At 64.3% G+C, this 24,919-nt stretch carries 24 protein-coding genes; 13 read left to right on the top strand and 11 right to left on the bottom strand.

What is annotated here, in order from left to right:
- Genes CH281_RS22485 through CH281_RS22475 form a run of 3 tightly spaced genes read right to left on the bottom strand, consistent with a single transcriptional unit; the run spans nucleotide 1 to nucleotide 3,161 of the window.
- Complete coding sequence (locus CH281_RS22485) at nucleotides 1-1,317, bottom strand: esterase/lipase family protein (RefSeq protein WP_094695772.1); 1,317 nt, start codon at nucleotides 1,315-1,317, stop codon at nucleotides 1-3.
- A 57-nt stretch (nucleotides 1,318-1,374) separates the two neighbouring features.
- On the bottom strand, nucleotides 1,375-2,358 hold the full coding sequence (locus CH281_RS22480) for a phytanoyl-CoA dioxygenase family protein (protein ID WP_057473593.1): 984 nt from the start codon (nucleotides 2,356-2,358) through the stop codon (nucleotides 1,375-1,377).
- Nucleotides 2,349-3,161 carry a class I SAM-dependent methyltransferase gene (locus tag CH281_RS22475; RefSeq protein WP_179274257.1) on the bottom strand — a complete coding sequence of 271 codons (813 nt, stop codon included), beginning with the start codon at nucleotides 3,159-3,161 and terminating at the stop codon, nucleotides 2,349-2,351. The genes CH281_RS22480 and CH281_RS22475 overlap by 10 nt, the downstream gene beginning before the upstream one ends.
- A 63-nt stretch (nucleotides 3,162-3,224) precedes the next feature.
- Here CH281_RS22475 and CH281_RS22470 point away from each other — a divergent pair, with 63 nt between their 5' ends.
- Complete coding sequence (locus CH281_RS22470) at nucleotides 3,225-4,085, top strand: methyltransferase domain-containing protein (protein WP_094695548.1); 861 nt, start codon at nucleotides 3,225-3,227, stop codon at nucleotides 4,083-4,085.
- 79 nt (nucleotides 4,086-4,164) lie between these two features.
- Here the strand turns inward: CH281_RS22470 and CH281_RS22465 are convergent, their stop codons facing one another.
- Entirely contained in the window at nucleotides 4,165-5,481 is a 1,317-nt protein-coding gene (locus CH281_RS22465; protein ID WP_094695547.1) for a DUF1214 domain-containing protein, read from the bottom strand.
- Nucleotides 5,482-5,638: 157 nt separating this feature from the next.
- Here CH281_RS22465 and CH281_RS22460 point away from each other — a divergent pair, with 157 nt between their 5' ends.
- Complete coding sequence (locus CH281_RS22460; RefSeq protein ID WP_230591148.1) at nucleotides 5,639-5,971, top strand: YidH family protein; 333 nt, start codon at nucleotides 5,639-5,641, stop codon at nucleotides 5,969-5,971.
- Nucleotides 5,968-6,339: a DUF202 domain-containing protein gene (locus CH281_RS22455; protein WP_094695546.1), complete on the top strand. Its 372-nt coding sequence runs from the start codon at nucleotides 5,968-5,970 to the stop codon at nucleotides 6,337-6,339. Before CH281_RS22460 ends, CH281_RS22455 begins: the two co-directional genes overlap by 4 nt.
- A gap of 72 nt (nucleotides 6,340-6,411) precedes the next feature.
- Here CH281_RS22455 and CH281_RS22450 read toward each other — a convergent pair whose 3' ends face one another.
- Nucleotides 6,412-7,458, bottom strand: a complete 1,047-nt coding sequence (locus CH281_RS22450) for an ABC transporter substrate-binding protein (protein WP_057473598.1) — start codon at nucleotides 7,456-7,458, stop codon at nucleotides 6,412-6,414.
- A gap of 166 nt (nucleotides 7,459-7,624) precedes the next feature.
- Between CH281_RS22450 and CH281_RS22445 the strand changes: the two genes are divergently transcribed.
- Nucleotides 7,625-8,989, top strand: a complete 1,365-nt coding sequence (locus CH281_RS22445; RefSeq protein ID WP_179274255.1) for a DUF1254 domain-containing protein — start codon at nucleotides 7,625-7,627, stop codon at nucleotides 8,987-8,989.
- Nucleotides 8,990-9,006: 17 nt separating this feature from the next.
- Here CH281_RS22445 and CH281_RS22440 read toward each other — a convergent pair whose 3' ends face one another.
- Complete coding sequence (locus CH281_RS22440) at nucleotides 9,007-10,026, bottom strand: NADP-dependent oxidoreductase (RefSeq protein ID WP_094695544.1); 1,020 nt, start codon at nucleotides 10,024-10,026, stop codon at nucleotides 9,007-9,009.
- 104 nt (nucleotides 10,027-10,130) lie between these two features.
- On the opposite strand from CH281_RS22440, the gene CH281_RS22435 reads away from it, so the two are divergent.
- Nucleotides 10,131-11,711: an MFS transporter gene (locus CH281_RS22435; protein ID WP_143544846.1), complete on the top strand. Its 1,581-nt coding sequence runs from the start codon at nucleotides 10,131-10,133 to the stop codon at nucleotides 11,709-11,711.
- Nucleotides 11,712-11,737: 26 nt separating this feature from the next.
- On the opposite strand, the gene CH281_RS22430 is transcribed toward CH281_RS22435, so the two are convergent.
- The 5 genes from CH281_RS22430 to CH281_RS22410 are packed head-to-tail and all read right to left on the bottom strand — an operon-like array spanning nucleotide 11,738 to nucleotide 17,023.
- Complete coding sequence (locus tag CH281_RS22430) at nucleotides 11,738-12,757, bottom strand: ABC transporter substrate-binding protein (RefSeq protein WP_094695542.1); 1,020 nt, start codon at nucleotides 12,755-12,757, stop codon at nucleotides 11,738-11,740.
- A gap of 40 nt (nucleotides 12,758-12,797) precedes the next feature.
- On the bottom strand, nucleotides 12,798-14,990 hold the full coding sequence (locus CH281_RS22425) for a 3-hydroxyacyl-CoA dehydrogenase NAD-binding domain-containing protein (protein ID WP_094695541.1): 2,193 nt from the start codon (nucleotides 14,988-14,990) through the stop codon (nucleotides 12,798-12,800).
- A 36-nt stretch (nucleotides 14,991-15,026) separates the two neighbouring features.
- The gene (locus CH281_RS22420; RefSeq protein WP_094662068.1) at nucleotides 15,027-16,238 is read right to left on the bottom strand and encodes an acetyl-CoA C-acetyltransferase; all 1,212 of its coding nucleotides are present in this window, start codon (nucleotides 16,236-16,238) and stop codon (nucleotides 15,027-15,029) included.
- A 39-nt stretch (nucleotides 16,239-16,277) separates the two neighbouring features.
- Nucleotides 16,278-16,655 (bottom strand): hypothetical protein, encoded by a 378-nt coding sequence (locus CH281_RS22415; RefSeq protein WP_032379296.1) that lies wholly within the window; start codon nucleotides 16,653-16,655, stop codon nucleotides 16,278-16,280.
- Nucleotides 16,652-17,023: a nuclear transport factor 2 family protein gene (locus CH281_RS22410; protein ID WP_094695540.1), complete on the bottom strand. Its 372-nt coding sequence runs from the start codon at nucleotides 17,021-17,023 to the stop codon at nucleotides 16,652-16,654. Before CH281_RS22410 ends, CH281_RS22415 begins: the two co-directional genes overlap by 4 nt.
- A 91-nt stretch (nucleotides 17,024-17,114) precedes the next feature.
- On the opposite strand from CH281_RS22410, the gene CH281_RS22405 reads away from it, so the two are divergent.
- The 8 genes from CH281_RS22405 to CH281_RS22370 all read left to right on the top strand — a co-directional run bounded on the left by CH281_RS22405 (nucleotide 17,115) and on the right by CH281_RS22370 (nucleotide 24,903).
- Entirely contained in the window at nucleotides 17,115-18,248 is a 1,134-nt protein-coding gene (locus CH281_RS22405; protein WP_094695539.1) for an acyl-CoA dehydrogenase family protein, read from the top strand.
- A 102-nt stretch (nucleotides 18,249-18,350) separates the two neighbouring features.
- Nucleotides 18,351-19,139 (top strand): enoyl-CoA hydratase/isomerase family protein, encoded by a 789-nt coding sequence (locus CH281_RS22400; RefSeq protein ID WP_032366859.1) that lies wholly within the window; start codon nucleotides 18,351-18,353, stop codon nucleotides 19,137-19,139.
- 48 nt (nucleotides 19,140-19,187) lie between these two features.
- Nucleotides 19,188-19,577 carry a Zn-ribbon domain-containing OB-fold protein gene (locus CH281_RS22395; RefSeq protein ID WP_094695538.1) on the top strand — a complete coding sequence of 130 codons (390 nt, stop codon included), beginning with the start codon at nucleotides 19,188-19,190 and terminating at the stop codon, nucleotides 19,575-19,577.
- On the top strand, nucleotides 19,574-20,725 hold the full coding sequence (locus CH281_RS22390; RefSeq protein ID WP_094695537.1) for a thiolase family protein: 1,152 nt from the start codon (nucleotides 19,574-19,576) through the stop codon (nucleotides 20,723-20,725). Before CH281_RS22395 ends, CH281_RS22390 begins: the two co-directional genes overlap by 4 nt.
- Before the next feature lie 25 nt (nucleotides 20,726-20,750).
- Complete coding sequence (locus CH281_RS22385) at nucleotides 20,751-21,959, top strand: acyl-CoA dehydrogenase family protein (RefSeq protein WP_228139348.1); 1,209 nt, start codon at nucleotides 20,751-20,753, stop codon at nucleotides 21,957-21,959.
- A complete protein-coding gene (locus CH281_RS22380; protein ID WP_094695536.1) occupies nucleotides 21,956-22,915 on the top strand; it encodes a phosphotransferase family protein in 960 nt (319 codons plus the stop codon). Before CH281_RS22385 ends, CH281_RS22380 begins: the two co-directional genes overlap by 4 nt.
- A gap of 30 nt (nucleotides 22,916-22,945) precedes the next feature.
- On the top strand, nucleotides 22,946-24,148 hold the full coding sequence (locus CH281_RS22375) for an acyl-CoA dehydrogenase family protein (RefSeq protein ID WP_094695535.1): 1,203 nt from the start codon (nucleotides 22,946-22,948) through the stop codon (nucleotides 24,146-24,148).
- Nucleotides 24,145-24,903 (top strand): SDR family NAD(P)-dependent oxidoreductase, encoded by a 759-nt coding sequence (locus CH281_RS22370; RefSeq protein ID WP_094695534.1) that lies wholly within the window; start codon nucleotides 24,145-24,147, stop codon nucleotides 24,901-24,903. The genes CH281_RS22375 and CH281_RS22370 overlap by 4 nt, the downstream gene beginning before the upstream one ends.
- Nucleotides 24,904-24,919 lie beyond the last annotated feature (16 nt).

The following is a 24,919-nucleotide window of genomic DNA, read 5'->3' as shown; positions in this document are numbered from 1 at the left end:
TCAGAATCCCGGGCCGAGATCTGCAGTGTTATCGACCAGGCTGCGCCGCATCCAGCTGTACACCCTCTCGTCGTTGAGGAGGGTGAAATGGTGAGCACTGTAGATCGCGAGACCGTCGTCCGGTCGAAGTCCGATGTTGCGGAGCTTGTTTCGACCTCCGGCGCTGTCGGTACGGACCAGACCGTCGCCCACGAAGACTCCGACCGGGTTGCGCGGACTTCCGGTGACGACCGCGGACGCGTGATGATGACGCACCCGTTCCGGAACCGAGATGTCCATGGCTGCACCGACATCGAAGCTGTCGGTGTACCGAGCATGACCGTCCTCGTCGGTGATCGCTCCGTGGATCAGATCACGGATACCGGCACTTCGACGCGCCAGTAGGTTCGCGAACGGCCGGGTCTCGGGTACGAGTGCCATTGCGGCCGCGGCGACGTGGACGCCGTGAGCAAGTGGAGCGCCCAGATGTGGTGTCCCCAGAGTGAATACGTCCGTCAGCAGATCAACCCATCGGCGACCGCTTTCGGCGGCGTGATGAGCGGCGCTGCGTGAGACCAGCCCGCCCATGGAATGTCCGACCAACGTGATCCGGTGTACCCGGACGGGCCATGCCGGTACAAGCTGCTCCAGCAAGTCTGACAGGTCGGCACCATTGGCTGCAATTCGGCGTCCGGTGTTGTAGCGCAGAAAGATCGAGGTCGTCCCGGCTTCGGCGTCCAGCCGCTCTCCGTATGTGGGCCGCCCACCGAGCCGCCATGCGTATTCCGTTTCGACCAGCCCATGAACGAAGACCACGAGGTGCGCTCCCGCGGTGGGAAACCCGGCGGCCAAGGCTCGGTACTCCGGCAGTACGGGGCGTCCGCCGACTCGAATCGACATCGGATGGGCCAGTACCCGGGCGGTTCTCTCCATGTCGTCGCCGATGAGACCGTTCAGAACGGCGATGGTCTGCGCGCCACGGCTGGTGTGCGACGGCGACGGCCGCGAGTCGTCCTCGGTCACGTCGTCGCCGTCGGTCAGGGAGCCGTAAGCCAGGGAGCCGTCGGTCAGGGAACCGACGATCTTGGCCGCGCCGGTGCAGGCGGCCGCGATGCTCGCGTACGTGCCGGCGGTGATCGCGTCGTGCATCAGTTGCGTCGGCAGGGCGGCGGGACCGACGCCGTGTTTGACGGCAGCGAACGTGCGTCGTGCAATCGCCGAGTGGACCGCGCGAACGCCACCCGCAGCCGACGCCAACTCGCGAAACGTGAGCTCGCCGAGCTCACCCCACTCCTGCGTGCGCCGAGATTTCTTCCCCGGTCCAGGTTTCGTCCCCACCGGATTCAGTGTACGCACGTCCACTCAAACTGCTGCCGATGCAGAATCGGCTGCGAATCAGCGGCGGCCCACCACCGGGTTCAGCTCGGAGTTCGCGAGGCCACCGGGCTCGATGCCGGGGAGGAATTCGCGCCAGGTGCCGCTGATCAGGGTCGGCGACTCGACGACGCGGGTGCCGTCGGCGAAGTAGGTGGTGGCCAGTGCGCGACGCGGCTGTGTCGTCCGGTTCGGGCCTGCGGTGTGGAAGCACAGCGCGGAGTGGAACGATACGTCTCCCACGGCGAACGGCTCGGACTCCACCGCCACCTTGCGCGTGTGGAAACGCTGGGTGACGGCCTCGTCGTAGGAGGTGCCGACCTTGTCGAATTTGAGGTCTGCGACTTCGCCGAGAACGTCCCGTCCGCGCGCGAACGACAGTGGACCCATCGGGCCCGGAATGGCCGACATCGGCATCCAGGCAGTGACGGCGTCGGTGGTCTGCAACGGGAAGTGCTCGGCGTCGTGGTGCCACGGTGTGCGTCCGCAGCCGGGCTCCTTGGACAGCGCATTGTCGTGGTACAGCCGAACGCCGGGCACGTCGAGCAGTGCCGCGGCCAACCCGCCGATCCGGGGCGACAGCGCTACGGCACGCATCAGGTCGTCGTGGAGCCACATCTGCTCGAGCGCGGTGAACCGGCCCGCAACGTCATTGCCGTGCTCGGCTCGCAGTAGTTCGTCGAGCCGCTCGGCGAGTCGACGTACGACGGCAGGCGAGAACACGGCGGGCAACCGCACGAAGGCGTGACGGGCGAATGCATCGACGGCCGCCGGGTCGAGATCGTACGGCTCGGTGAGTTCACGCTCGACTTGATCGTCGGTCGCCGCGTCGATGTCGGGCAAGCCGGGACCGTCGACCAGTTCTGCGGGTGCGGCGTCGTTCGCGGCCAACGTGACGTACCAGTCCCACCAGTCCTGATCGTTGCCGGCCCAGTCCTGGTCGATACCGCCCTCGCGATTGCGTTCGGGCAGAAGCTCATTGGTTGCCGGGTTGTTCAGAGCCACAGCAGGGCCGCCTCGTGCGAGAAGGTGTAGGAACCGGACGCGTCGCGACACGAAGCGAGGTAGTCGCCGAGCACGGGGGCCGCCTCCATCTCGTCGAGTGACACGGAGTCGTCGAAGGCACACCGCTGCAAAAAGCCCTCGGCGACAGCGCGATCGGACGTTCCGGTGGTGTACGAGACGCGCTGATCGCGCACGTCCGCGCCCGCGCGGATGAGCGCGTCGCGCACCTGCTCGGCCGTCGTGTACGGCGTCGCTTCGCGCACGCCGGCGCGGACGGCATCGTAGAAGGCGATGTAGTGGGATGCCTCCGTTGCCTGCGCGACCAGACCGAGGCCACCGGGAGCCAGTGCGGCCACGAATCTTTCGGCTGCGGCATCCAACTCCGCGGGAGGAAGGGCGTAGAGCGCGTGAGTGGCCCACACGACGTCGTAGCCTGCGTGATCGGCGGGCAGATCCTGCAGCGTCATCACCAGATCGTGCCGGGCGACGAAAGGCGCGGCCAGAGCTCCGCGTGCCTCGGCCACCGAGAATTCGGATGGGTCGAGGAGGTCGTAGGCGACTTCGGGTACCGCGGACAGGTCGGTGTACCGGCGGAGCGCAGTGGGGAATTTACCGCTGCCGCAAGCCACGTCGAGTAGCGACCAGCCCTCGTGAGCCCGGCCGGCGAGCAGCGTCGGCCAATCGGCTGCCAACGCCAGCTGGTGATAGTCCTCGGTGGCCAGCGCGTAGAACGCCTCCATACCCGTGCGGCCCGCCTCGCTCCAGTGCTCGAGACTGCGTTCGGCTGTGTCTCCGCTGCTCACGAGATTCCTCCTAGGAAGCCAACTACGACGCACCGGACGGGGCGTCATGGTTGACTCGGTCCAATGTCCAACATAGCTCCGAATTCGCCGACCGACACTGCCGTCGTGCTCATCGACGGATTGCGGGCGATGCGGCGCGGGGCCGAGGCGCTGGCGGGCCTGCCGCCCGAGTCCTACGCCGAGCACCATGCCGCCTTCGAGATGCTCTCCGATCAGCGCGGTCTGATCGCCCAGCACTTCGCAGATCGGCTGGCCGGGATGGGGAACGGACCGCTCTCGGTGCTGTCGGTGGGCTGCGGGGACGGTTCGCTCGATGCCAGGCTTGCAGCGGGCCTGGTGCTGCGGGCACCCGGCCGTACGGTCCGGTACGTCGGCATCGACCCCTGGATCGGCAGTACCGAGCTCTTCGCCGCCACGATGGCGGCGCTCGAGGCCGCCGACCTCGACGCCCACGCGTACGTTGCATCGTTCGACGACGCATCCGTCGACGAGACTTTCGACGTCGTGATGTTCGTGCACTCGATGTACTACGTCGCAGACTTACGAGCAACGTTGCGTGCCGCGCTCGCCCTGCTGCGACCCGGCGGCGAACTGTGGGTGGCGATTGCGCCGACGGCCGCGCTCAACGCACTCGTCGAAGTCCTCGCCCCTCCACTGGAGGGCCATCGGCAGTGGTTCAGCGCCGACGTCGAGAAAGCATTCGTCGACGCCGAGATCGTCCTCGACGACACGGTGACTCTCGATGCGCTGGTCGATCTTTCCGCCGCGAGCGACGACGTGCTGGACTTCGCGGTGCAAGCCCGGTTGACGCCCGAGCTGCACGAGCCGGTGCGGGCCTACCTCGCGGCGGTATCGGTTCCGGATGCGGTTGGCGGGCTTCGAGTTCCGCATCCGGTAGACGTATTCAGAGCGACCCGTCGCTGACCTCAATCTCGACGAATCCCCGTCAGAACGTAGGTGGTTGTCTCGCAGCACTTTTCGAGCTATATGGGCAGGACGTCGATCACTGCTGGCGAACCACCGGCGGGGGAGACCAACGGCTGTCCGGTTTCGGGCCGTAGAGCCTGAGCATCAGCCGGAAGGCACCGGGTGGGCACGGCAGCCAGTTGGCCGTGTTTCCGTTTGTCGGGCAACTATTTTGCACCCTGACGGTGAGTGAGCCGTCCGCGTCGTAGTGCAGATTCGGTGTGCGGTCGGTGATGGCGTAGCGGTCGAGTTCGTTCGCGTACAGCAGTCCGCGTGCGTGGTAGACGGTCATCGACCAGAAGAACTCGGCAGGAGGAAATTTGCCGGCCCGGAAAGTGAAGGCATAGTCGTTCGCCCCGTCGAGTGGACGGCCTTCTTCGTCCTGTTCGCATACCGGGTAGGACGCCTCGGCGGCGGGATTGATGTAGATCTGGGAATAGGCGACGGCGGCTCGCAGGAGATGGTTCGCACCGAAGTCCGCACCTGCATCATTGATCGCCCAGCCGTTGACGGAGCGACCCATCGATTTGACCTGTGCAGCAATGTCTTCCGAGCCAGATCGCAGACCGTCTGCGATCTCACGTTCGGCGGCATCACGGTCGGCTGCCGCGTCGAGTGCGTCCAACAGACGGCGGTGCGTCTGCCCGACCCAGCGCGGTACGTCCGAATCGCCGAGGCTTCCGATCGCGTGATCGAGGGCACCGAGAAATTCGCGAGGCCGCTGCAGTTCGTCAGAACGTTCGACAGTGCAGAGGGCGAGCTCCGCATGCGCAGTCGGTGGTGCAGGCGGACCGGTCAGAACGATGTGCTGTTGTAATCCGTTGACCGCGAGTACGTCTCCGGGTCGGGATGGATCGACCAGAATCCGAATCGCGATCATCACGAATCTCGACCGACACGCAATCCATCCGTCCGCATTCTCCGTGTTCGCAGGCTTCGATGCCTGTCGGTACAACGTGACCGGAGGGATACGGGACCCATGAGTCCTCCGACCGATGACCGTGTTCGTGGACGAGTCCGCCTCACCGATCTGCACGCTGTAGTAGCGATCGGCGAAGTCCGGCAGCCGGAGCTCGAAGGTGCCGGAATCGAGGTCGACGAAGGCCAACGAGTACAGGGTGTCGACATTCGGGGCGACACCCGCGGTCAGCGCGGGATTCGACAATTCTCGTTGGTGTCCCAGGGTATTCAGAGGAGCGCCGGCCGACGCGGGAGGTCGCTGCGCGTGCGGATTCGCTGGATCGGTGAACCGCAGCCGGAGGCGTTGGGCAAAGATCACCGGGAATCCCCAGACCTGGAGCGCGCTCGCATCGTCGCGCAGGTCGGTTTGTTCCGGCTGGGTGCGGTTCGGCATAGGACCCCTTATGTGAACTGAATTCACCTTGACTGTAGCCTGGTGGGTGTATCGGAGGGCGTGATACGCAGAGGTTCGGACACGGCGATGCTGCGATTGCAGCGGAGTTCGAGAGGTCGATGTGACAAACGACAGGCCTGGAAGGTTTCCTCGCTCGGTGTATTCCGTTGGAGCCGAGCCCGATCCGCGCTTCAGTCTCGCGAACGAGAGAACCTACCTGGCGTGGATTCGAACGTCGCTGGCATTGATGGCAGCGGGGGTAGCTCTGCAAGTATTCGATATCGGTGGCGGGTCCGTGCCGAGTGTGGTGGCCTCGGCGATGCTGATCGTGTCGTCGATCGGAGTTCCGTTGCACGCATGGTGGGGCTGGGCGCGCACCGAGAAGAGTATGCGTAAGTCCGAGGCTCTTCCTTCTCCTCGTATTGCCCTGCCGTTGGCTTTCGTCCTCGCGGCGGTCGGGGTTCTGGTGCTGTGGTCAGTCCTGCGATGACCCGTCGACGTCGGGGCGAGCCCCCAACTTCACGGCCGGGTGGGGAACTGGGAGACGGAGGCCTCCAAGTAGAGAGAACCCAGTTGGCCTGGGTCCGTACGGAATCGGCCGTGGCCGTGTGTGCAGTGATCGGCATACGCCTGAGCTCGCACACGCGCCAACCTGCGTTGATAGCGCTGGCAGTCCTCGTCGGTTTCGGTGCCGCGGCTTTGCTGGCCTCGGGTTGGATCGCGCGAGTGAGGGCCGGACGTACCGCGGAGGACAGCAGGGTGGTGTTCCCCTTACGTGCTCACGTCATTGCAGTGTTGATTCCGAGCCTCGGGCTGCTCGCCCTGAGTTTTGTCGTCTGGTCTGCCTCATCGCCGTGATGGGAAAGAGTGCAGGCCGTGACGGTGTGATCCCGTCACGGCCTGCGCTCGGTTCTACTGGGCTGCAGGGCGCTAGCTCACGAACTGCTGTTCCCACTCCGCAGACTGTTGGTCGACGTACTGCTTGGTCAATTGTTCGGGGTCGGGAGCCTGGACGTCGTGTGCGTCGGCGGTCGCCCCGGCAATGCCGGGCAGTGCTGTTGCTACTCCGATGGCCTGCGCGGTCTGTCCCTCTGTGCTGACCAGGAAGTCGGCCAGAAGCTGAGCCGCATTCGGATGTGGCGCGACTGCAGTGACGTGCCCGTAGTAAGGGGTTCCCCATGAAGGTTCAGGAAGAGCCCAGTTAACCGGTGCGCCGCTCGCCACCTCTTGAACCAGTGGCTGCACCATCGGGGCCACGACAACTTCGCCGGAGGTCAGTGCCTGCGCGAGCACGAGGGCGCTGGGGTAAATTCTCGGCTCTTGTGCGGCGAGCCGTTCCTGAAAATCGTCGCCGAAATTCTGTCGGTAGAAGCTGTAGAGATCGACGTAGGATGCAATGCCCACAGGGCTGACAACGCCCACGCGCCCTTTGTATTCGGGGTCGAGAACATCACGAGGATCGGTCAGGCCGTTCGGGGCCGCATCGGTGTTCCAGCCCATTCCGAAGGTAGCCGCGACGTTCAGGAACAGGCGGTTGTTCTTGATGCTGGAGTCCCGGTCGTAATCGGGGTTGTCGAAACCAGGGCCGCGTAATTCCTGGGAGTAATTGCCCGACTCCGCAGCGGAGGCGATCCACGCGGTATCGGTCACGACATGGACGTCGGCAATCCCCTTCTTGGTCTTGTTCTCGACCTCGACGCGTGGGTTGAGATCCGCGTCGGTACCCCGCACGTATTCGAGAGTGATGTTGGGATACTTCGCATTCCACGCGGCTTTGACGCTGTCGAGGATGGTGGTGTTCTGGCTCGAATAGAGCGTCACCGAGCCTTCCTCTTCGGCCGCCGACACTACGTCTTCCCAGTTTCCTTCCACCGATGCAGTGTCTCCGCCCGACGATCCGCACGCGCTGAGCGCGACGGTCGATGTGGCGACGAGTATCGCGATGATCATGTGTTTCGTCCGGACCGAATGTCGCATGTATTGTCCTCCTGTTTGAACTGACCTCAGTTCAGCAGCTATGCTGCGTGATGTCAATCACTTTCCAGTGGCTGTCCACGGCTTCGACGCGCCGAGAGGCCGCAAACAAAGAACGCGACTGGTGTTCGGATCAGCGACAGCGTCTGCGAGAAGGGACTTTTCACCGATGCGAACGTACGACCCGAGTTCGGCCGATCAGATCGCTGCAACCGATGCGGCGGATGTACACCCGTCGGACGCACTGGACCGGCAGCGCTGGGCACAATCACTGGCAATGCACGCGGTGGTCTACGGTCTGCCATCGGTGTACCAATACGCTGGCATGTGTGACGCGTGCGCCCCGGCTGCAGACGGCGAACGGTGGGCGACCAATTCGCTGGTCCACGAACGGACGATTGCCGGCGCGGAGTTCCAGGCCTTCCGGGTCCCCAATGTCGACACGCTGTATTCCAATGCTTGGCTGGACCTTTCGGATGGGCCGATTGTCATCGTTCTTCCCGATTTCGGTAGTCGGTACTACACGCTGAATTTCCTGGACGCCTACAGCAACGCCAGCAATGTCAGTCGGCGTACGCACCCCGAACAGCCGCGCGCGTTGTTCCTGGCGTGTTCGGACTGGACCGGTTCGGTTCCCGAAGGTATCGAGGTGTTCAGAGTCGCCACACCGATCATGTGGCTGTTGATGCGGATACAGGCGTTCGGAGATTCGGACCTGCCGACCGTGCACAGTCTGCAGGATGCGGTCACGATCGACGCACCGACCGCGTCGGCACACGCGTGGCCGGTGGTCGATGCTCGTTCGGTCGAAGTCTCGTCGGCGGCGTTCTTCACTGCCCTCGATGTGTCGTTGGCAGTGAACGGAGTCCCGTTCACCGACGTAGCCCACGTGCACCAATTCCGACAGCTCGGTGTTGGTACTGGCACCTTCTCTGTGCACGACCTCGATGAGGCCACACGGAAAGGCATGGAACAGGGCTTCGAAACCGCGATGACGATGTTGTCCCGGTCTCGATCGCTGCTGGGGCGTCGCACCGAATCCGGCTGGACCCGGGTGCTCGGCAAAGGTGCCCACGGGCACAACTTCTTTGCACGTGCGGTCATGAACTACGTCGGTCTCGGCGCGAACGTTGTCGAGGAGAACTGCTCGTACAACACCTATGTCGACGACGACGGACAGCGACTGACGTGCGAAGCCGGCGACGAATACCACATCGAGTTCATCAATTCCCCGCCAGCGCAGGCCTTTTGGAGCATCACGTTGTACGACGCAGAAACCGGCTGGTTGTACGACGCGCCCGAGAAGAAGCACTCGGCGGGATCGGCGGTCAATGGCGACGACGCAGCCGCAGGACCGTCGACGATCACGGTGAGTGCATCGCCGCCCACAACCGACAGTCCCGACCACGCCTGGCTTCCGGCACCCCAGCATCCGTTCTTCTTGGTCCTGAGGATCTATCAACCGACCGAGGATGCCCTGAGCGAGCAATGGACGCCGCCGCGCGTCGTGCGGTCGAACGCCGGACGGCTCTGAAGCTGTGCGTCAGAAGTTCACAACCGGCAGAGTGTCTTTCCGCTCGTTCGTCCGTTGAGTAGGTCGACCAGTGCGGTGGAGGCCTGCTCGAGGCCGTCGTAGACGGATTCCTCGTAGATCATGGTTCCGTCGACCAGTCGGCTTCCGACGGTGGATCGCATCGTGTCGTAGAGATGGCCAAATGAGCCGGCTCGAAATCCTCGTACCGACAAGCTCTTGGCCGTGATCTGAAACAGGTTCGACGGCAACGTGTTCGATGTTTCGTAGGTGGAGATTGCCCCGCACATCGCGACGCGTCCCTCGGGTCGAAGTGCGTCGAGTGCAGCGGTGAAGTGAGAACCGCCGACGTTGTCGAAGTATGCGTCGATTCCGTCCGGGGCAGCGCGCGCGAGAAGGCTGTCCATGTCGCCGTCGTGGTAATCGAACGAGCGGGAGGCTCCCAGGGCATCGACCAGATGATCGGCCTTGCGTCGGCTGCCTGCGGAAGCGATCACCGTACATCCGTGATGGGCGGCGAGTTGGGTGGCGATACTGCCGACTGCTCCTGCCGCGGCCGAGATCCAGACGGTATCGGACGGTCGAATGTCCATGATCTCGAAGAGGCCGACATAGGCCGTGAGCCCAGAACTGCCCAGCGGACCCAGGAACCACTGTGGGGGCCAGTCCTGGGTATCGATTCTGGTGAGGGTGCCCGCGCCGCCCAATCCGCCGGCGGTGGCAGAGACCACTGCGAAGTCGCAATAGCCGTACATGTGCGACACCAGATCTCCCGGCCGAAAGTTCTCGTCCCGTGATTCGACGACGACGCCGAGTGCCAACCCCACCAACGCATCTCCGATCCCCAGCGGTGGCAGATATCCCGACGGTGCCGAGTCGCCGAGGCGCAGTCGAATCGACGGATCGATCGACAGCCACGTATTTCGCACCAGCACTTCGCCATCGAGCAGTGGAGCGAGCGGGATGTCCGCCAGCTCCAGATGCTCGGTCGTGAGTTTTCCGCTGGGACGGGCGGCGAGGCAGAGTACTCGACTGATCATGGTCTTCGATGACGTCCCTTCGAATCGGGTGATGCGGAAAACGCAACAATCTTTCCACAACTGAATTAGGTTCAAGTGTAGGCCGCGTCCGAAAGGTGACACAGGTGAAATCGTCGAATCACATCAGTTTCTTTGCGCCGATGCGTATTCCGAAGTTGCGCCGGATGTTGGGCTTCGAGCTGAGCGCCAGTGTGGGCGTGTGGATCCTGGTTCTCGCTGCACAGTGGACGCTCACCGAGTCGGGGGAGTCCGCGCTGGTGGTATCCTCGGTCCAGTTCGCCGCCAGTGTGCCGTTCTTTCTTCTCGCTCTACCGATCGGGGCCATCGCGGAGTTCGCCGGTCATCGGTTGTTGCTCGCGGGCACCGCTATCGTCCTGCTGGTGGCGTCGATCGTCATGACGGCGTTGCAACTCCTCGGCCTGTCCTCCACGCCGGCGTTGATGACCGCGGTGTTTCTCGCCGGGTGCGGGCTCGCGTCGGTGGCAATCGTGTGGCAGGCCCTGCTCCCTCATCTGGTCCCAGCCGACATGATGGCGGTCGTTCCTGCAATCGACGGTGCCATTTTCAACGGGGCGCGCGCAGTCGGACCGGTGATCGGGGGCGCGATACTCGCATGGTGGGGTTCGAGCGGTGCATTTGCGACCGTCGCCGCGCTGTTCGCAGTCTGTGTCATCGTGGCGCTCACTCAGGTGCCGCCGGAGTCCGGTAAGAAGCCCAAGACCGAATCCGTGCACCACGCTGTCGGGGTGAGTGTGCGGTTCATTCGCCATTCGCGGTGGACTCGGCGACTGTTGTTGCGCGTCATCACGTTCGGAATTCCGGCCAGTGCCCTGTGGGCGTTGCTACCGGTGGTGGCATACGAACGACTACATGCATCGTCGGTTCAGTTCGGTGTTCTCTCGGGTGCCATCGGGATCGGTGCGGTGGCCGGGACCGTCGCACTGATGCCTCTCCGTGCACGGTTGAGCTGGAACACGTTCGTAGCGATCGGTTCGATTGCGTATGCGGCGGTCCTCGCGGGCATCGTGCTCGTGCCGTCGGTGAGTGTGGTCTTCGTACTGCTGGTCATCGTGGGTGCGGCGTGGGTTGCGATCCAGAGCACCTGGATGATCGCTACCCACGCTGTGATGCCGAAGTGGATCAAGTCGCGTGTCATCGCATTCGTGATGCTGACCTTTCAGGGCAGTCAGGCGGTAGGTGCCCTCCTCTGGGGGTTTCTGGCAGACGCGGTCGGTCTCGTTGCCGCAGTGATCGTCTCGGCGACGATCATGGCCGTCTCCGCAGTAGAGATTCTCCGACGGGGAATTCTGCCGAGCGAATCGATAGCACCGGATCTGTCGGGAGGGGCAGGTCCGCCGGTACTCTCGACCGAATTCGACGGCCGCCGGATAACCGTCGAAACGACGTATGTCGTCGATCCGGGAAAGCTGACGCAGTTCGTCGACGATGTCGGACGCCTGCGATCGTCCAGACTCCGACTCGGAGCCGTACGGTGGTCCTGTGCCCAGATGTCGAGCACGAGAGCAACATTCGTCGAGCTGTGCACCTTCGAGAACTGGTCGGAGTATGCCGCCCAGGAGACGGAGAGACTGACGGTGCCCGAGCACCGCATCAGGACCGCGATCGCCTCCCATCTGACGGCCGAACCGCAGGTGCGAGTGCTGGTGGATGTGGCACCGCGATAGTACCGGGCCACCACATCCACCGACGTTCAGTTGAACTTGCTTTCCCACTCCTGCTGGAACTGCGAGACCTTCTCGGGCGTCAGCGAATCCGAATCGGGCAGCGAAATGTCTTGGGCCGACCCGACCGAGTTCTCGACATCGGGCAGTGCGCTGCCGTACCCCTTCGACAGGGCGCGTTGACCCTCGGCCGATACCATGAAGTCGGCCAGCACTTGCGCGGCGTTGGGATGCGGAGCCGACGAGAGCACGTGGGAGTAGTACGGCGCACCCCACGCCGGATCGGGATGTGTCCAGTCGACGGGTGCGCCTGCGTCCTTCTCCCGGACCAGTGGGGGAACCATCGGCGACGCGGCGATCTCGCCCGAGCTCAATGCCTGCGCCACGGCCAATGTGCCCGGGTACACCCGCGGTTCCTGCGCGGCGAGCTTGTCCAGAAAGCCGCCACCGGTCCAGTTCTCGTCGAAGAAGCGATACTCGTCGACGACGGCGGCGAACCCCGCAGGATTCACGACGCCCAGCCGGCCTTTCAACTTCGGATCCAACAGATCCTGCGGGGACGACAGCCCGGCAGGAACTGCATCGGTGTTCCACCCGAGTGCGAATATCGCTGCGCTCGTGAGGAAGAACGTGTCGTTCAGCATGCTCGTCGACCGAGCGTACGCCGGGTCGTCGAAGGCCGGCCCGACCACCGGTGTCGAGTAGGTACCCGATTCGGACGCATTCGTGATCCATGCGGCATCGGTCGACATGTGTACGTCGGCAGTTCCACGGCCGGTGCGGGCTTCGGTCTCCACTCGCGGGTTGAGCTCGACGTCACTGCCCCGCGTGAACTCGAGATCGATGTCGGGATACTTCGACTCGAAGGCTGTCTCGAGTAGCGCGAGGTTCTCGGGATGCTGACTGGAGTACAGGTACACGGTTCCTTCCTCGTCGGCCGCAGCCACGACGTCGTCCCACGTGCCCTGCACCGGTGCGGATCCGGCTTCCTGCGAGGATTGCCCGCACGCCGCAGCGACGACGGTCACCGCTGCGATCCCGACGGACATCACCGATCGACGTACTGCATTCACAGCATTCTCTTTTCGTTCAGGACACGAGTGTATGGACGCGTTCTCCGCGTAGTGCTTTGTTCACCAACGACTGCGGCGGCTCGAAGTGAGCCCCGTACTTCGATGCCAACTCGCGTGCTCGGTCGACGAAGCCGGACAGCCCGCCGTCGTATTGGTCGATGTACTGGATCACGCCCCCGGTCCACGGCGGGAAGCCGATGCCCAGCAAAGACCCGATGTTCGCGTCGGCCACGCTCGTCAACACACCTTCGTCGAGGCACTTGACCGCCTCGATCGCCTCGGCGAACAGCATCCGTTCCTGCATGTCCACGAAAGGAATTCGAGTCGAGCCCGAGTCGAAAGACGTGCGCACGCCCGGCCAGATCCCGGTTCTCGCACCCGATTCGTCGTAGCTGTAGAAACCGCCGCCGCCGGCGCGACCGGGGCGGTCGAGTTCATCGACCATCCTGTCCATCACCGCGTCGGAGCCGTGTCGGCGAGGCTGGCTGCCTTCGCTCACCAGCGCGCGTTCGTTCTCCTTGCGGATCTTCTGCGACAGGGACAAGGCCACCTGGTCCATCAATTGCAGCGGTGGGACGGGGTAGCCGGCCTGCGCGCCTGCCTGTTCGACGAAGACCGGGTTGACGCCCTCGCCGACCGCGGCCATCGCTTCGTCGAGGAACGCGCCGATCACTCGCGAGGTGAAGAAGCCCCGACTGTCGTTGACGACGATGGGCGTCTTACCGATCTGGAATACGAAGTCGACGACCTTGGCCACGGTCGCATCGGAAGTCTCGCGGCCACGGACGATTTCGACCAGGGGCATCTTGTCGGCGGGGGAGAAGAAGTGGATTCCGATGAAATTATCGGGTCGGCTCACGCCGTCGGCCAAGATCGAAATGGGAAGCTGAGAGGTGTTGGAGCCGAGGACGGTTTCGGCGGGAACGATACCGTCGAGCTCCCCGAACACCGCAGTCTTGACCTCCACGGACTCGAATGCGGCTTCGATCACGAGATCGACTGCGGCGCACTCGGTCGCGTCCGCGGTCGGCCGGATCCGGTCGAGCAGTGCCGCCGACCTCTCGGCGGTCGTGGAGCCCCGCTCGAGAGCTTTTGCTTCGAGCTTCTCGGCGTAGAGTTTTCCGCGGTCAGCAGCGTCCTGGTCGAGGTCTTTCAATACGACCTCGATACCGGCTTTGGCGCACACGTAGGCGATCGCGCCACCCATCATTCCGGCTCCGATGACTGCCACCGAACGGGCGGTGAACGTATCGTGGCCGGCCGGGCGGGAAGTGCCGCGTCGGATGGTCTGCATGTCGAAGAAGAACGCACGAATCATGTTCTGCGCCACTCGATCGGTCATCAGAGAGACGAAGTAGCGGGTTTCGATGCGATCCGCAGTGTCGACGTCGACCGACGCGCACTCCGCCGCAGCGGCGAGGATCGCCCGCGGTGCCGGGGCGGGTGCGCCCTTGAGCTGCTTGCGTAGCAGCGCCGTTGCGGCCAGAAGATTCTGAGCGACGGCAGGATCGGTCGGTCCGCCACCGGGTATCTCGAAACCCTTGACGTCCCACGGCTGCACAGCCGACGGGTTCTCGGCGATCCACGCCTTCGCGGCCGGAATCAGCTCGTCCACACCGGCAACGGTGGCATCGATCAGCCTGAGCTTTTTCGCATCGGCCACCGAGTGCTGCTGGCCCTTCGTCAACACCTTCGACAGGGCGGCGTCGAGTCCCATCAATCGGACCGTTCTGACGATCCCGCCGCCACCGGGCAACAGTCCGAGTGTGGCCTCGGGGAGGCCGATTCGGGTGCCCGGCACATCCGCTGCGATGCGGTGGTGGGTGTGCAACGCAATCTCGAACCCGCCGCCGAGGGCCGCGCCGTTGATCGCGGCCACCACTGGGCGGCCGAGGGTTTCGAGCCGTCGGAGAACACTCTTGATGCCGTCGATCCGCTCGGTCAAGGCGCGCGCAACGTCCCGCTCGTCGACAGCGCCCGGGTCCTTCGTCATGTCGTCGAGGTCGCCGCCCGCGAAGAACGACTTCTTGGCCGAGGTGATCACGACACCGGTGATGTCGTCCTTCTCGGCTTCGAGCCGCTCGACCGTGGCGGCCATCGACGCGATGTACGTATCGTTCATCGTGTTCGCGCTCTTGCCTGCGTCGTCCATCGTGAGTACGACGATGCCGTCGGCACCGCGTTCCCATCCGATCATGTTCTCGCTCATGTTTTCTCGTATTTCTCTGTGTCGACGATGGGCGGTTCAGAGGCGTTCGATGACGGTGGCGACGCCCATTCCGCCGCCGATGCACAGGGTGATCAGGCCGTAGCGGCCACCGGTTCGTTCCAGTTCGTCCAGCACGGTGCCCACCAGAATCGCGCCGGTGGCCCCGAGCGGGTGGCCCATCGCGATTGCTCCGCCGTTGACGTTGGTCTTCTCGTGCGGGATGTCGAGGTCCTTCATCCACTTGAGCACGACGGAGGCGAAGGCCTCGTTCAGCTCGAACACGTCGATGTCGTCCACGGTCAGGCCCGCTCGCTTCAACACCGCGACGGTGGCCGGGGTCGGACCGGTGAGCATGATCGTCGGTTCGCTGCCGACCTGAGCCGTGGCCACGATGCGGCCACGGGGAACCAGGCCTGCGCGTGCTCCGGCCGCGGCGCTACCGATGAGAACCAGGGCGGCACCGTCGACGATCCCCGACGAATTACCGCCGGTGTGAACATGATCGATGCGTTCGACGTCGACGTACTTCTGCAGCGCTACGTCGTCGAAACCCGCGGCTTTGCCCAGCGCGGCGAAGGCCGGCTTCAATGTGCCCAGGCTGTCCGTGGTGGTTCCCGGGCGCCGGTGCTCGTCGTGGTCGAGCAGGGTGACGCCGTTGAAGTCCTCGACCGGAACGACGGATTTCTTGAAATAGCCTGCGCTCCAGGCTGCCTCGGCGCGTCGTTGGGACTCCGCCGCGTAGGTGTCGACGTCGTGACGGGAGAAGCCCTCGACCGTCGCGATCAGGTCGGCACCGATTCCCTGCGGAACGATGTAGAGGTCGTATGCGGTGGCCGGGTCGGTGAACAAGGCACCGCCGTCGCTGCCCATCGGTACCCGAGACATCGACTCGACGCCGCCGGCGATCACCAGATCGTCCCAGCCGGACGCGATCTTCTGGGCGGCCAGGTTGGTCGCTTCGAGCCCGGACGCGCAGAAACGATTGATCTGGGTGCCGGGGACCGATTCCGGGAGGCCCGCCACCAATGCGGCTGCGCGCGAGATGACCGCGCCCTGTTCTCCGACCGGTGAGACGACGCCGAGGATGACGTCGTCGATGTCGGCCGGATCCATATCGGGGAATCGAGCCCGCAGTTCGGTGATCAACCCCGCGACGAGGTCCACCGGCTTGGTGCCGTGCAGCGATCCTTTGCGCCCCTTGCCTCTCGGGGTACGGATGGCCTCGAAAATCAGTGCTTGTTCAGGCATCTCGCTCTTTTCTTCTCTGTTTCGCGAGCCGATCGGCTCCTAGTCGAACGCCAATTCCGGCGTGCGGGCGATGAGCAACCGTCGGACGTGCCCGTTGTCGTCGAGTTGGGCCGAGGCGTTGAACGACGCCTCGAAGGCTCCGTCGCGGGTGGTCCGTCCCAGCACCATCTCGGTGCCGTCGACCGAGGCACCGCGATCGAGATGATGAATCAGGGTGCTCTTCTCGCGCTGCTGGAGGTAGGCGACGAGCCCGTCGCGGTCGCCCACGAACTCGGCTGCCTCGCCGTGTCCCTTGGAAAACTGCACGGACATACGGAAGTCCGCCGAGATCATGGTCAGGACCCGATCCGGGTCGTCGGAATCCATGTATTCGAACCAGCGGAGCAGAGTGGGGGTCGGGTGCGTGTCGGAGTTCATCGGCCTTCTCCTGCATCGGTGACCAGTAGGTCGAATTCGGTGTCGAACGAGACCTGGTAGCGGTCGATCAGGCCGTCCGAGCGCACGTGCATGGTTCCGACGAAGTAGCCCGTGGTCCGGTCGCCTTCGGACACTGCACCGTGTGCGAACTGCAGGTCCTGGTCGACGGCGGATCGGAGAACTCGGTGCTTGCGGTCGACGGGGGGTCTGCCGGACAGGTATTCGAGCATCGCGGCTCGTCCGGTCTTTCGACTCGCCCCGCTCGGCAAGACCATCGAATATTCGACATCCTCGGACAGCATCGCCACCGCGTCGTCCAGGTGCCCGGCATCCAAGGTGGCGTAGTACTCCACAATCTTCAATGACATGAAGTGAACTTAGTTCAGGTAAACCCTGTTTGTCGAGGGTTCTAGCGGTTATGGTTCGAGAAAGAACTGAATTCAACTCGAGTGGAGCGACATGTCATCATCTCACCGCGACGCACAAGCCCCCTGGCCTCGTTCGGAGCCGTCGGCGCTGACGCCCGGCAGCGAACAAGCCGAGATACGCGAGGCCATCCGCGGAGTCCTCGCCAAGTACTCCACGATCGAGCAGGTGCGCGCGTCTGCGGACTCGGACCCTGGCTACTCGGTCGAACTGTGGAAACGCCTGGTCGACGACATGTCGGTGACCGCCATGGCTGTGCCGGAGGAGCTGGGTGGGCTCGGCTACGGCATGGTCGAGCTCGGCATCATCGTCGAAGAATGCGGTCGCGCTCTGGTGGTCGAACCCGTCTATCAGCATGCGGCCGTCGGCGTTCGCGCCATGATGGAGGCGGGCAACTCGGACCTGCTCGAGGACATCCTCGGCGGTACCACGGTTGCGGCAGTGAGCGCATTGTCCGCCGAGTCCGACGACGTCGATGCCGACCGGACCGACGACGGGTGGGTTCTGAGCGGACAGGTGCGGTTCATCGTCGGAGGTGGAGCAGCCGATCTTGTGGTCGTCAGTGCCCGCGGCCCGGACGGCATCGCACTCTTCGGAGTGTCCGCTAGCAATTCTTCCGCACTGCATGATCGACGCGTCGTCGACTCCACCAGGCGACAAGCGGACATCTCGTTCGATCGTGCCCCCGCGACGCTGTTGGTGTCGGTGGACGGAGCCGGCGACGCGATCGCGCGGATACAGGACGTGGCAACGCTGGCTCTCGCGTGCGAGAACACCGGTATCGCCGATGCCCTGCTGCAGATGACTCTCGAGCACGTCAAGACGCGTCATCAGTTCGGCCGTCCCATCGGTTCGTTCCAGGCGATCAAACACCGGTTGGCCGACATGCTGGTCGAACTCGAGCGGGCCAGATCGGCCGCCCGGTATGCCGCAGCGGTGCACGACGAGGATCCCGACGAGGCCCGGCTGGCGATTGCCGTCGCGGGTGCGGTGTGCAGCGATGCCGCGGTACACGCGGCCCACGAGGCCGTGCAGCTGCACGGGGGAGTGGGTTTCACGTGGGAGCACTCGGCGCACAGCTACTTCCGTCGAGTTCTCGGAAACGAAGCGCTGCAGGGTGATTCGCGCGCGCACCGGGCGCGGATCGCCGATTTGCTTGCCGTCTAGACCGATTGCCGCGGTCGCCGGGGATCGGCTATTGACGCCACCGCCTCGATGATCAATACTGAAGTGAATCCAGTTCAACTTGCACTCTCGAAAGGCTGTCTCATGATCGACACCGACCACATTCTGTTGGAGAAGGACGGCGACGTCGCTCGCGTCTGGCTCAACCGCCCGCACAAGAAGAACGCTGTCACGGTGGAGCTGCTGCATCGTCTGGACGAGATCATCGTCGAGGTGGACAACGATCCGAACCTCAAGGTTCTCGTGCTCCGCGGAGTCAACAACACCTTCTGCTCGGGCTTCGACCTCGACGAATTGCTGTCGGACTTCATCGGCACCACCACTGCCATGGACGTCGCCGTCCTGTCGGCGAAGGTGTGCGATCGTCTGTACTCCATGAACACTCCCTCCGTTGCGGTGCTCGAGGGTTACGTCACCGCCGGTGGCTTCGAACTGATGATTTCTTGCGACTTCGCTATCGCGGCCGACGACGCAAGAATTGGCGACTTTCACATCCGCCGTGCATTGTTCGGTGGTGCCGGCCCCATCTACCGCCTGCCCCGCATGATCGGCATCCGGAAGACCAAGGAACTGATGCTCACCGGCAAGCTGCTCTCGGGCACCGAGGCCGTCGACTTCGACCTGATCAATGCGTCCGCGCCGGCCGAGGACCTCGACAAGACCGTCGACGAGTTCATCGGGAACCTCACAGACAAGAGCCCGTTCATGATGAAGCTGACCAAGATGTGCATCGACCGCGGTCTGGATGCAGACATCCAGTCGCTCATGGTCATGGAGCATCTCGCAGTCGGCAATGCGCTCCAGTCCGAGGACGGCAAGGAGGGCGTCACCGCATTCCTCGAGAAGCGTGAGCCCAAGTGGGTCGGGCGCTGATCCGCACCACGTCCGCGTTCTGACCGAACAGCCCGAAAGGCAGCATCAATGGAGCAGGCAACGGCCGTCGCACTCGAGGGCAGCAGGTGCACTGTGTGCAGTACCGTGGCTTTCCCCGCGAGTGCGATGTGCAGCAGGTGCGCCACACCCACTGCGGAGAACATTACGTTGAGTACGCGAGGCACCCTGTGGGCCTACACAATTCAGCGTTTCTCGCCCAAGTCTCCTCCCTACGTGCCACCGGTCGGCGGGTTCGTTCCCTTCGCAGTCGGCTACGTGGAACTGCCCGAGGGCATCAAGGTCGAAGCGATCATCGACTGTGAGAGCTTCGACGAACTGGATGGGGCACCGGTGCGTCTGACGTCCACCGCGCCGGTGCCCCGATTCGCTGTCGACGCGCTCGGCACGCAACCGGAATCGACAGGAATCACGCAGTGACACAGAATGTTTCGATCATCGGTGCCGGTCTCTCCAAGTTCGGCCGCCAGCCAGGAGTGTCCGGCCGCCAGATGGCCGTCACCGCGATCGGCAACGCGTTGCGCGATGCCGGTCTGGCCTGGCCGGACGTTCAGGTCGCGTTCGGTGGCAGTGACGGCTCGGGCCTGGCCGATACTCTCGTTGCCGAACTGGGTTTCACCGGAATTCCGTTCACCAACGTCAAGAACGGTTGCGCAACAGGCGGAAGCGCGTTGTTCTCGGCCGTCAACGCTGTGCGCTCGGGCTCCGCGGACGTCGCGCTCGCAGTCGGATTCGACAAACATCCGCGTGGCGCGTTCGACCCACGACCGGCGGAGTGGGGACTACCCGACGGCTACGGCGAGGCCGGTCTGATGGTGACCACCCAGTTCTTCGGTGCCAAGATCTCTCGCTACATGCGTCAGCACGACATCTCGAGTCGGACGCTGGCCCTGGTCGCCGAAAAGGCCTACCGTAACGGAGTTCTCAACCCCAACGCCTGGCGTCGCGAGGCCATGGATGCCACGACGATCGCCGAAGCCGACATGGTCAACGATCCACTCACGCGGTACATGTTCTGTTCACCTGGTGAGGGAGCAGCCGCGATCGTCGTCGCCGGCGAGGACTACGTCGCGCGAGCTACCGGTCGGCCGATCAAGATTGCCGCTATCACCCACCGGACCCGCCGATTCGGGTCCTTCGAGGTCTTCAGCCCCTCCGTTCAGGGCGACGGCGAACCCACCAGTGTGAGCGCAGACGCTGCGCGGGCGGCCTTCGAGCAGGCCGGCATCGCTCCGCACGAGGTCGACGTCGCGCAGCTGCAGGACACCGAGAGCGGTGCCGAAATCATGCACATGGCCGAATGCGGTTTCTGTGAGCCCGGAGAGCAAGAAGCCATGATCGCGGCCGGAGAAACCGACATCGGCGGGCGCCTGCCGATCAACACCGACGGCGGTTGCATCGCGAACGGAGAACCCATCGGAGCCTCCGGTCTGCGCCAGGTGCACGAGATCGTGACTCAGCTACGTGGCGAAGCCGGCGAACGCCAAGTGCCGGGCGATCCGCGTGTCGGCTTCACCCACGTGTACGGCGCGCCGGGCATCAGTGCCTGCACCGTGCTGACGGTCTGACCCGAGACGAACCAGAGGTAATGCAGTGACACAACGAACGATTCCGGACATCGCCGAGTTCGGCGAGCAGGCGACGGCGTGGCTGACAACCGTGGCCGCGCCGCGCACCGACTCCGTGTGGGGCGACGGGCCGGATACGGTCGCTGTCTTCGAGAATTGGACCGCAGAGGAAGAGCAGGCGCACACCGACGAGATCGCGGCGTACGAGCAGGCGAAGTTCGATGCGGGGTGGGGCGCGTTGAATTCCCCGGTCGAGTACGGTGGCCGCGACCTACCGCTGTCGTACGTACTCGCCTTCCGGCGCGTCGAGGACACGTTCGACGTCCCCAAGAGGACCGAGATGTTCTCTGTCACTCAACAGTTGGTTGCGCCCACCATTGCGCAGTGGGGAACCGAGGAGCAGCGGGCAAGGTTCGTCCGCGCGATGCTTCGGGCCGACGTCATCGCATGTCAGTTGTTCTCCGAGACCGAAGCCGGTTCCGACTTGGCCGCGGTCCGGACGCGTGCAACCCAGGCGGAGGACGGCTCGTGGACGATCGACGGGCACAAGGTGTGGACGTCGGGGGCGCGGGTCGCCCACTACGGAGTCGCTCTGTGCCGCACCGATTCCAGCGTCGCCAAGCACGCCGGTCTGACCATGTTCCTGATCCCGATGGATGCGCCGGGGGTCGATGTACGTCCCATTCGCCAGATGACGGGGGGCAGCTCCTTCAACGAGGTGTACCTCGACGGGGTGCACCTGAGCGACGACCTGCGGCTGGGCCCGGTCGGGAAGGGCTGGCAGGTTGCCCTGACAGTGCTTGCGGCCGAACGCCTGGACGGCGGAAACCTCGGACTGGCGAACGCGGATCGTGCTGTGGCCCTTGCCCAGAACCTCGGCCGCGAGCTGACCGAGATCGAGCGCGACGCCGTAGCCGATCTGGTGACGCGTAGTTTCGTGCAGCGAATCGGCAACATGAGAGTGGCCGGTGCCGTCATCGCGGGCAACGATCCAGGTCCGGAAGCGTCACTGGGAAAGCTGCTGGCCACCGACACGATGGCCAGGACCTCCGAAGTCGCGCGCTTGCTGCTCGGGCGTGAACTGACGTCCGACTCGGGAGGGTGGGGCACGTTCGCGTGGTCCGAGCACCTACTCGGAGCCCCGGGCTATCGAATTGCCGGTGGTACCGACGAGATTCAGCACAACATCATCGCCGAGCGCGTGCTCGGTCTGCCGAGAGAGCCACGACCATGACCGAACCCTCCCTGCGCGCACGCGTGTCCGCCGCGCTGGACGCCGAGCTCGGCGTCACCGTCAGCACATTCGAACCGCTCCTCGGTGGCCATTCCGGATTGACCTATCGGGTGGGAACCTCCGGCGGCGACTTCGTCGTCAAGGCGGTCCCCGAAGGGCAGCGCTCGGTCGGGCGGCACGACATGCTCCGGCAGGCTTCGATTCTGCGCGCGTTGGCCGATACCGAGGTGCCGGTACCGGCAATAGTGGCGGTCGACGAGCAGGAACCGGCGTGGTTCGCCATGGAGCTCGTCGTCGGTGAGTCGCTCGAACCGGTGCTCGACGACCCCGAGGTGGAACCGAGTATCGCGGCCGCACGTATGCGGCGAGCCGCAGAGGTGCTGCCGGCGTTGCATGCCGTGCCGCTCGCGGACATACCCGATACAGGCGACATCCTCTCGCCGGCAGACGAATTGGACCGGTGGTCCAAGACGCTCGCGGCGGTTCCGGTGGAACTCGTGGAGGGTGCCGACGAGTTGGTTCGATTGCTCCGCCGAGACATTCCAGCGGCGATCACACCCACACTCGTCCACGGGGATTACCGGTTGGGAAACATCATCTCCGACGGTCTCGAGCCGGCGGCTCTGATCGACTGGGAGATCTGGAGCGCAGGTGATCCACGCGTCGAACTGGGGTGGTTCCTGGTATTCGCCGACGGCACCAACTTTCCCGGGGTGGGCCGCGACGTTCCCGGTCTGCCCAGTACCGACGAACTGATCTCCTGCTACACCGGGAGCGGTCCGGCGCTGCCGGACATGACATGGTTCGACGCCCTGGGACGGCTCAAGATGGCGGCGATCATGGGACACAACCTGCGTCGGCACCGCGAGGGGCGCCACATCGACCCGGATCAGGAAAAGCTGCCCGCGACCATCCGCAGGTTGATCGACACCGGCACCGCACTGCTCGCGCGCTGACGCACCATCACTCGACAGGAGCACACGGAAGTGGACTTTTCCTACTCACGGCGGACGGCCGAATTGTCGGCCACGCTCGAGACATTCATGAACGACCACGTCTACCCGGCCGAGAGTGTCTACGACGCTCAGATCGCCGCGAACGACAATCCGCACGAGCAACCGCAGATCATGCGGGATCTGCAGGCACGCGCTCGTGATCTGGGGCTGTGGAACCTGTTCATGACCCACGACGACCTCGGTGCGGGACTGACCAATCTCGAATATGCGCCGCTCGCCGAGATCGTCGGCCGTTCCATCATCGGGAACGAGGCGATCAACTGCTCGGCACCCGATACCGGCAACATGGAGATTCTGGCCATGTACGGCACGGAGGAGCAGAAGGAGCAATGGCTGAAGCCGTTGTTGGACTGCACCATTCGCTCTGCGTTCGCCATGACCGAACCCGATGTCGCCAGCTCGGACGCCACCAACATCACCTCGACCATCACTCGTGACGGGGACGAGTACGTCGTCAACGGCCGAAAGTGGTACACCTCGGGCGTTCTCGATCCCGACTGCAAGCTCATGATCTTCATGGGGAAGTCGGATCCGGACAGTTCCACCTACCGCCGGCAGAGCATGATTCTGGTTCCGGCCGACGCCCCCGGCGTAGAGGTGGTGCGCGACCTGCCCATGTTCGGATTCCAGGATCGTCTGGGCCACGGCGAAGTTCAGTTCACCGACGTGCGCGTGCCCGCCGCCAACATGCTGGGAGAGGAGGGCGACGGATTCGCCATCGCCCAGGGGCGACTCGGGCCCGGACGCATGCACTACGCCATGCGGGCGATCGGCATGGCCGAGCGCGCTCTGGAAATGATGTGTCGGCGCTCGCTCGTTCGGCAGGCATTCGGCGGACCGTTGTCCGATCAAGGTGTGGTGCGTGAGTGGATTGCCCGCAGCCGCATGGAGGTCGACCAGATCCGGTTGTTGGTGCTCAAGTCGGCCTGGTTGATGGATACCGCCGGAAATGCCTCGGCTCGTTCGGAAGTGGCGGCCATCAAGGTGGCTGCGATGGAGGTGGCCCATAAGGTCGTCGACCGAGCGGTGCAGACGTACGGTGCCGCCGGAGTCAGCAACGACACCATTCTCGCTCGACTCTATGCCATCACCCGAGCTCTGCAGATTGCCGACGGCCCCAACGAGGTCCATCTACGGACCATCGCCCGACTCGAGGTCAAGAGGTACGCATGAGTACACCGAAATTGGACGGCAAGGTCGCTCTGGTGACGGGAGCGAGCCGTGGGCTCGGTCTGGCCATTGCCCGCGGACTGAAGGACGCGGGCGCGACGGTCATCGTGTCGAGCCGCAAGCTCGAGGCCTGCGAGAGCGCGGTCTCGAGCCTGGGTGACGCGGGCCCGGGCAGCGCACATCCGTACGCACTGCACGTCGGGCACTGGGACAGCATCGAACCGGCCGTCGACGACATCATCGCGCGATTCGGCAGCCTGGACATCGTCGTCAACAACGCCGGGATCGCGCCGCTGGCTGAGAATCTGGTGTCGGTCACCGAGGGACTGTGGGACAAGACGATCGAGGTCAATCTCAAGGGTCCGTTCCGGCTGATGGCCGTCGCCGGGGACCGAATGGTCTCTGCGGGCGGTGGATCCATCATCAACATCTCGAGCATCGGTGCCCAGCGACCCAGCCCACCCGAGGCGATGTATGCAGCAGCCAAGAACGGGCTCAATGCGCTGACCCGCGCGTTCGCCCAGGAGTACGCGCCCACGGTGCGCGTCAACTGTGTGATGCCCGGCGGTTTCGCCACCGACATGTCCGAGAACTGGGACGAGGAGTTCATCGGCAAGATCGTCGACCGTCTCCCGGCCGGACGGCTGGGGCGGCCAGACGAGCTCGCCGGCTTGATCACTCACCTCGCCTCGGACGACGCCGGGTACACGACGGGCGCGATCATCCCGGTCGACGGCGGCCGTACCGCCGTCTACTGACCGATCACTCCTCTTG

Source organism: Rhodococcus sp. 06-221-2, from assembly GCF_002258365.1.
Lineage (GTDB): Bacteria > Actinomycetota > Actinomycetes > Mycobacteriales > Mycobacteriaceae > Rhodococcoides > Rhodococcoides fascians.
The sequence above is the reverse complement of the archived record's forward strand: the minus strand, read 5'-3'. Positions and strand labels throughout refer to the sequence as shown.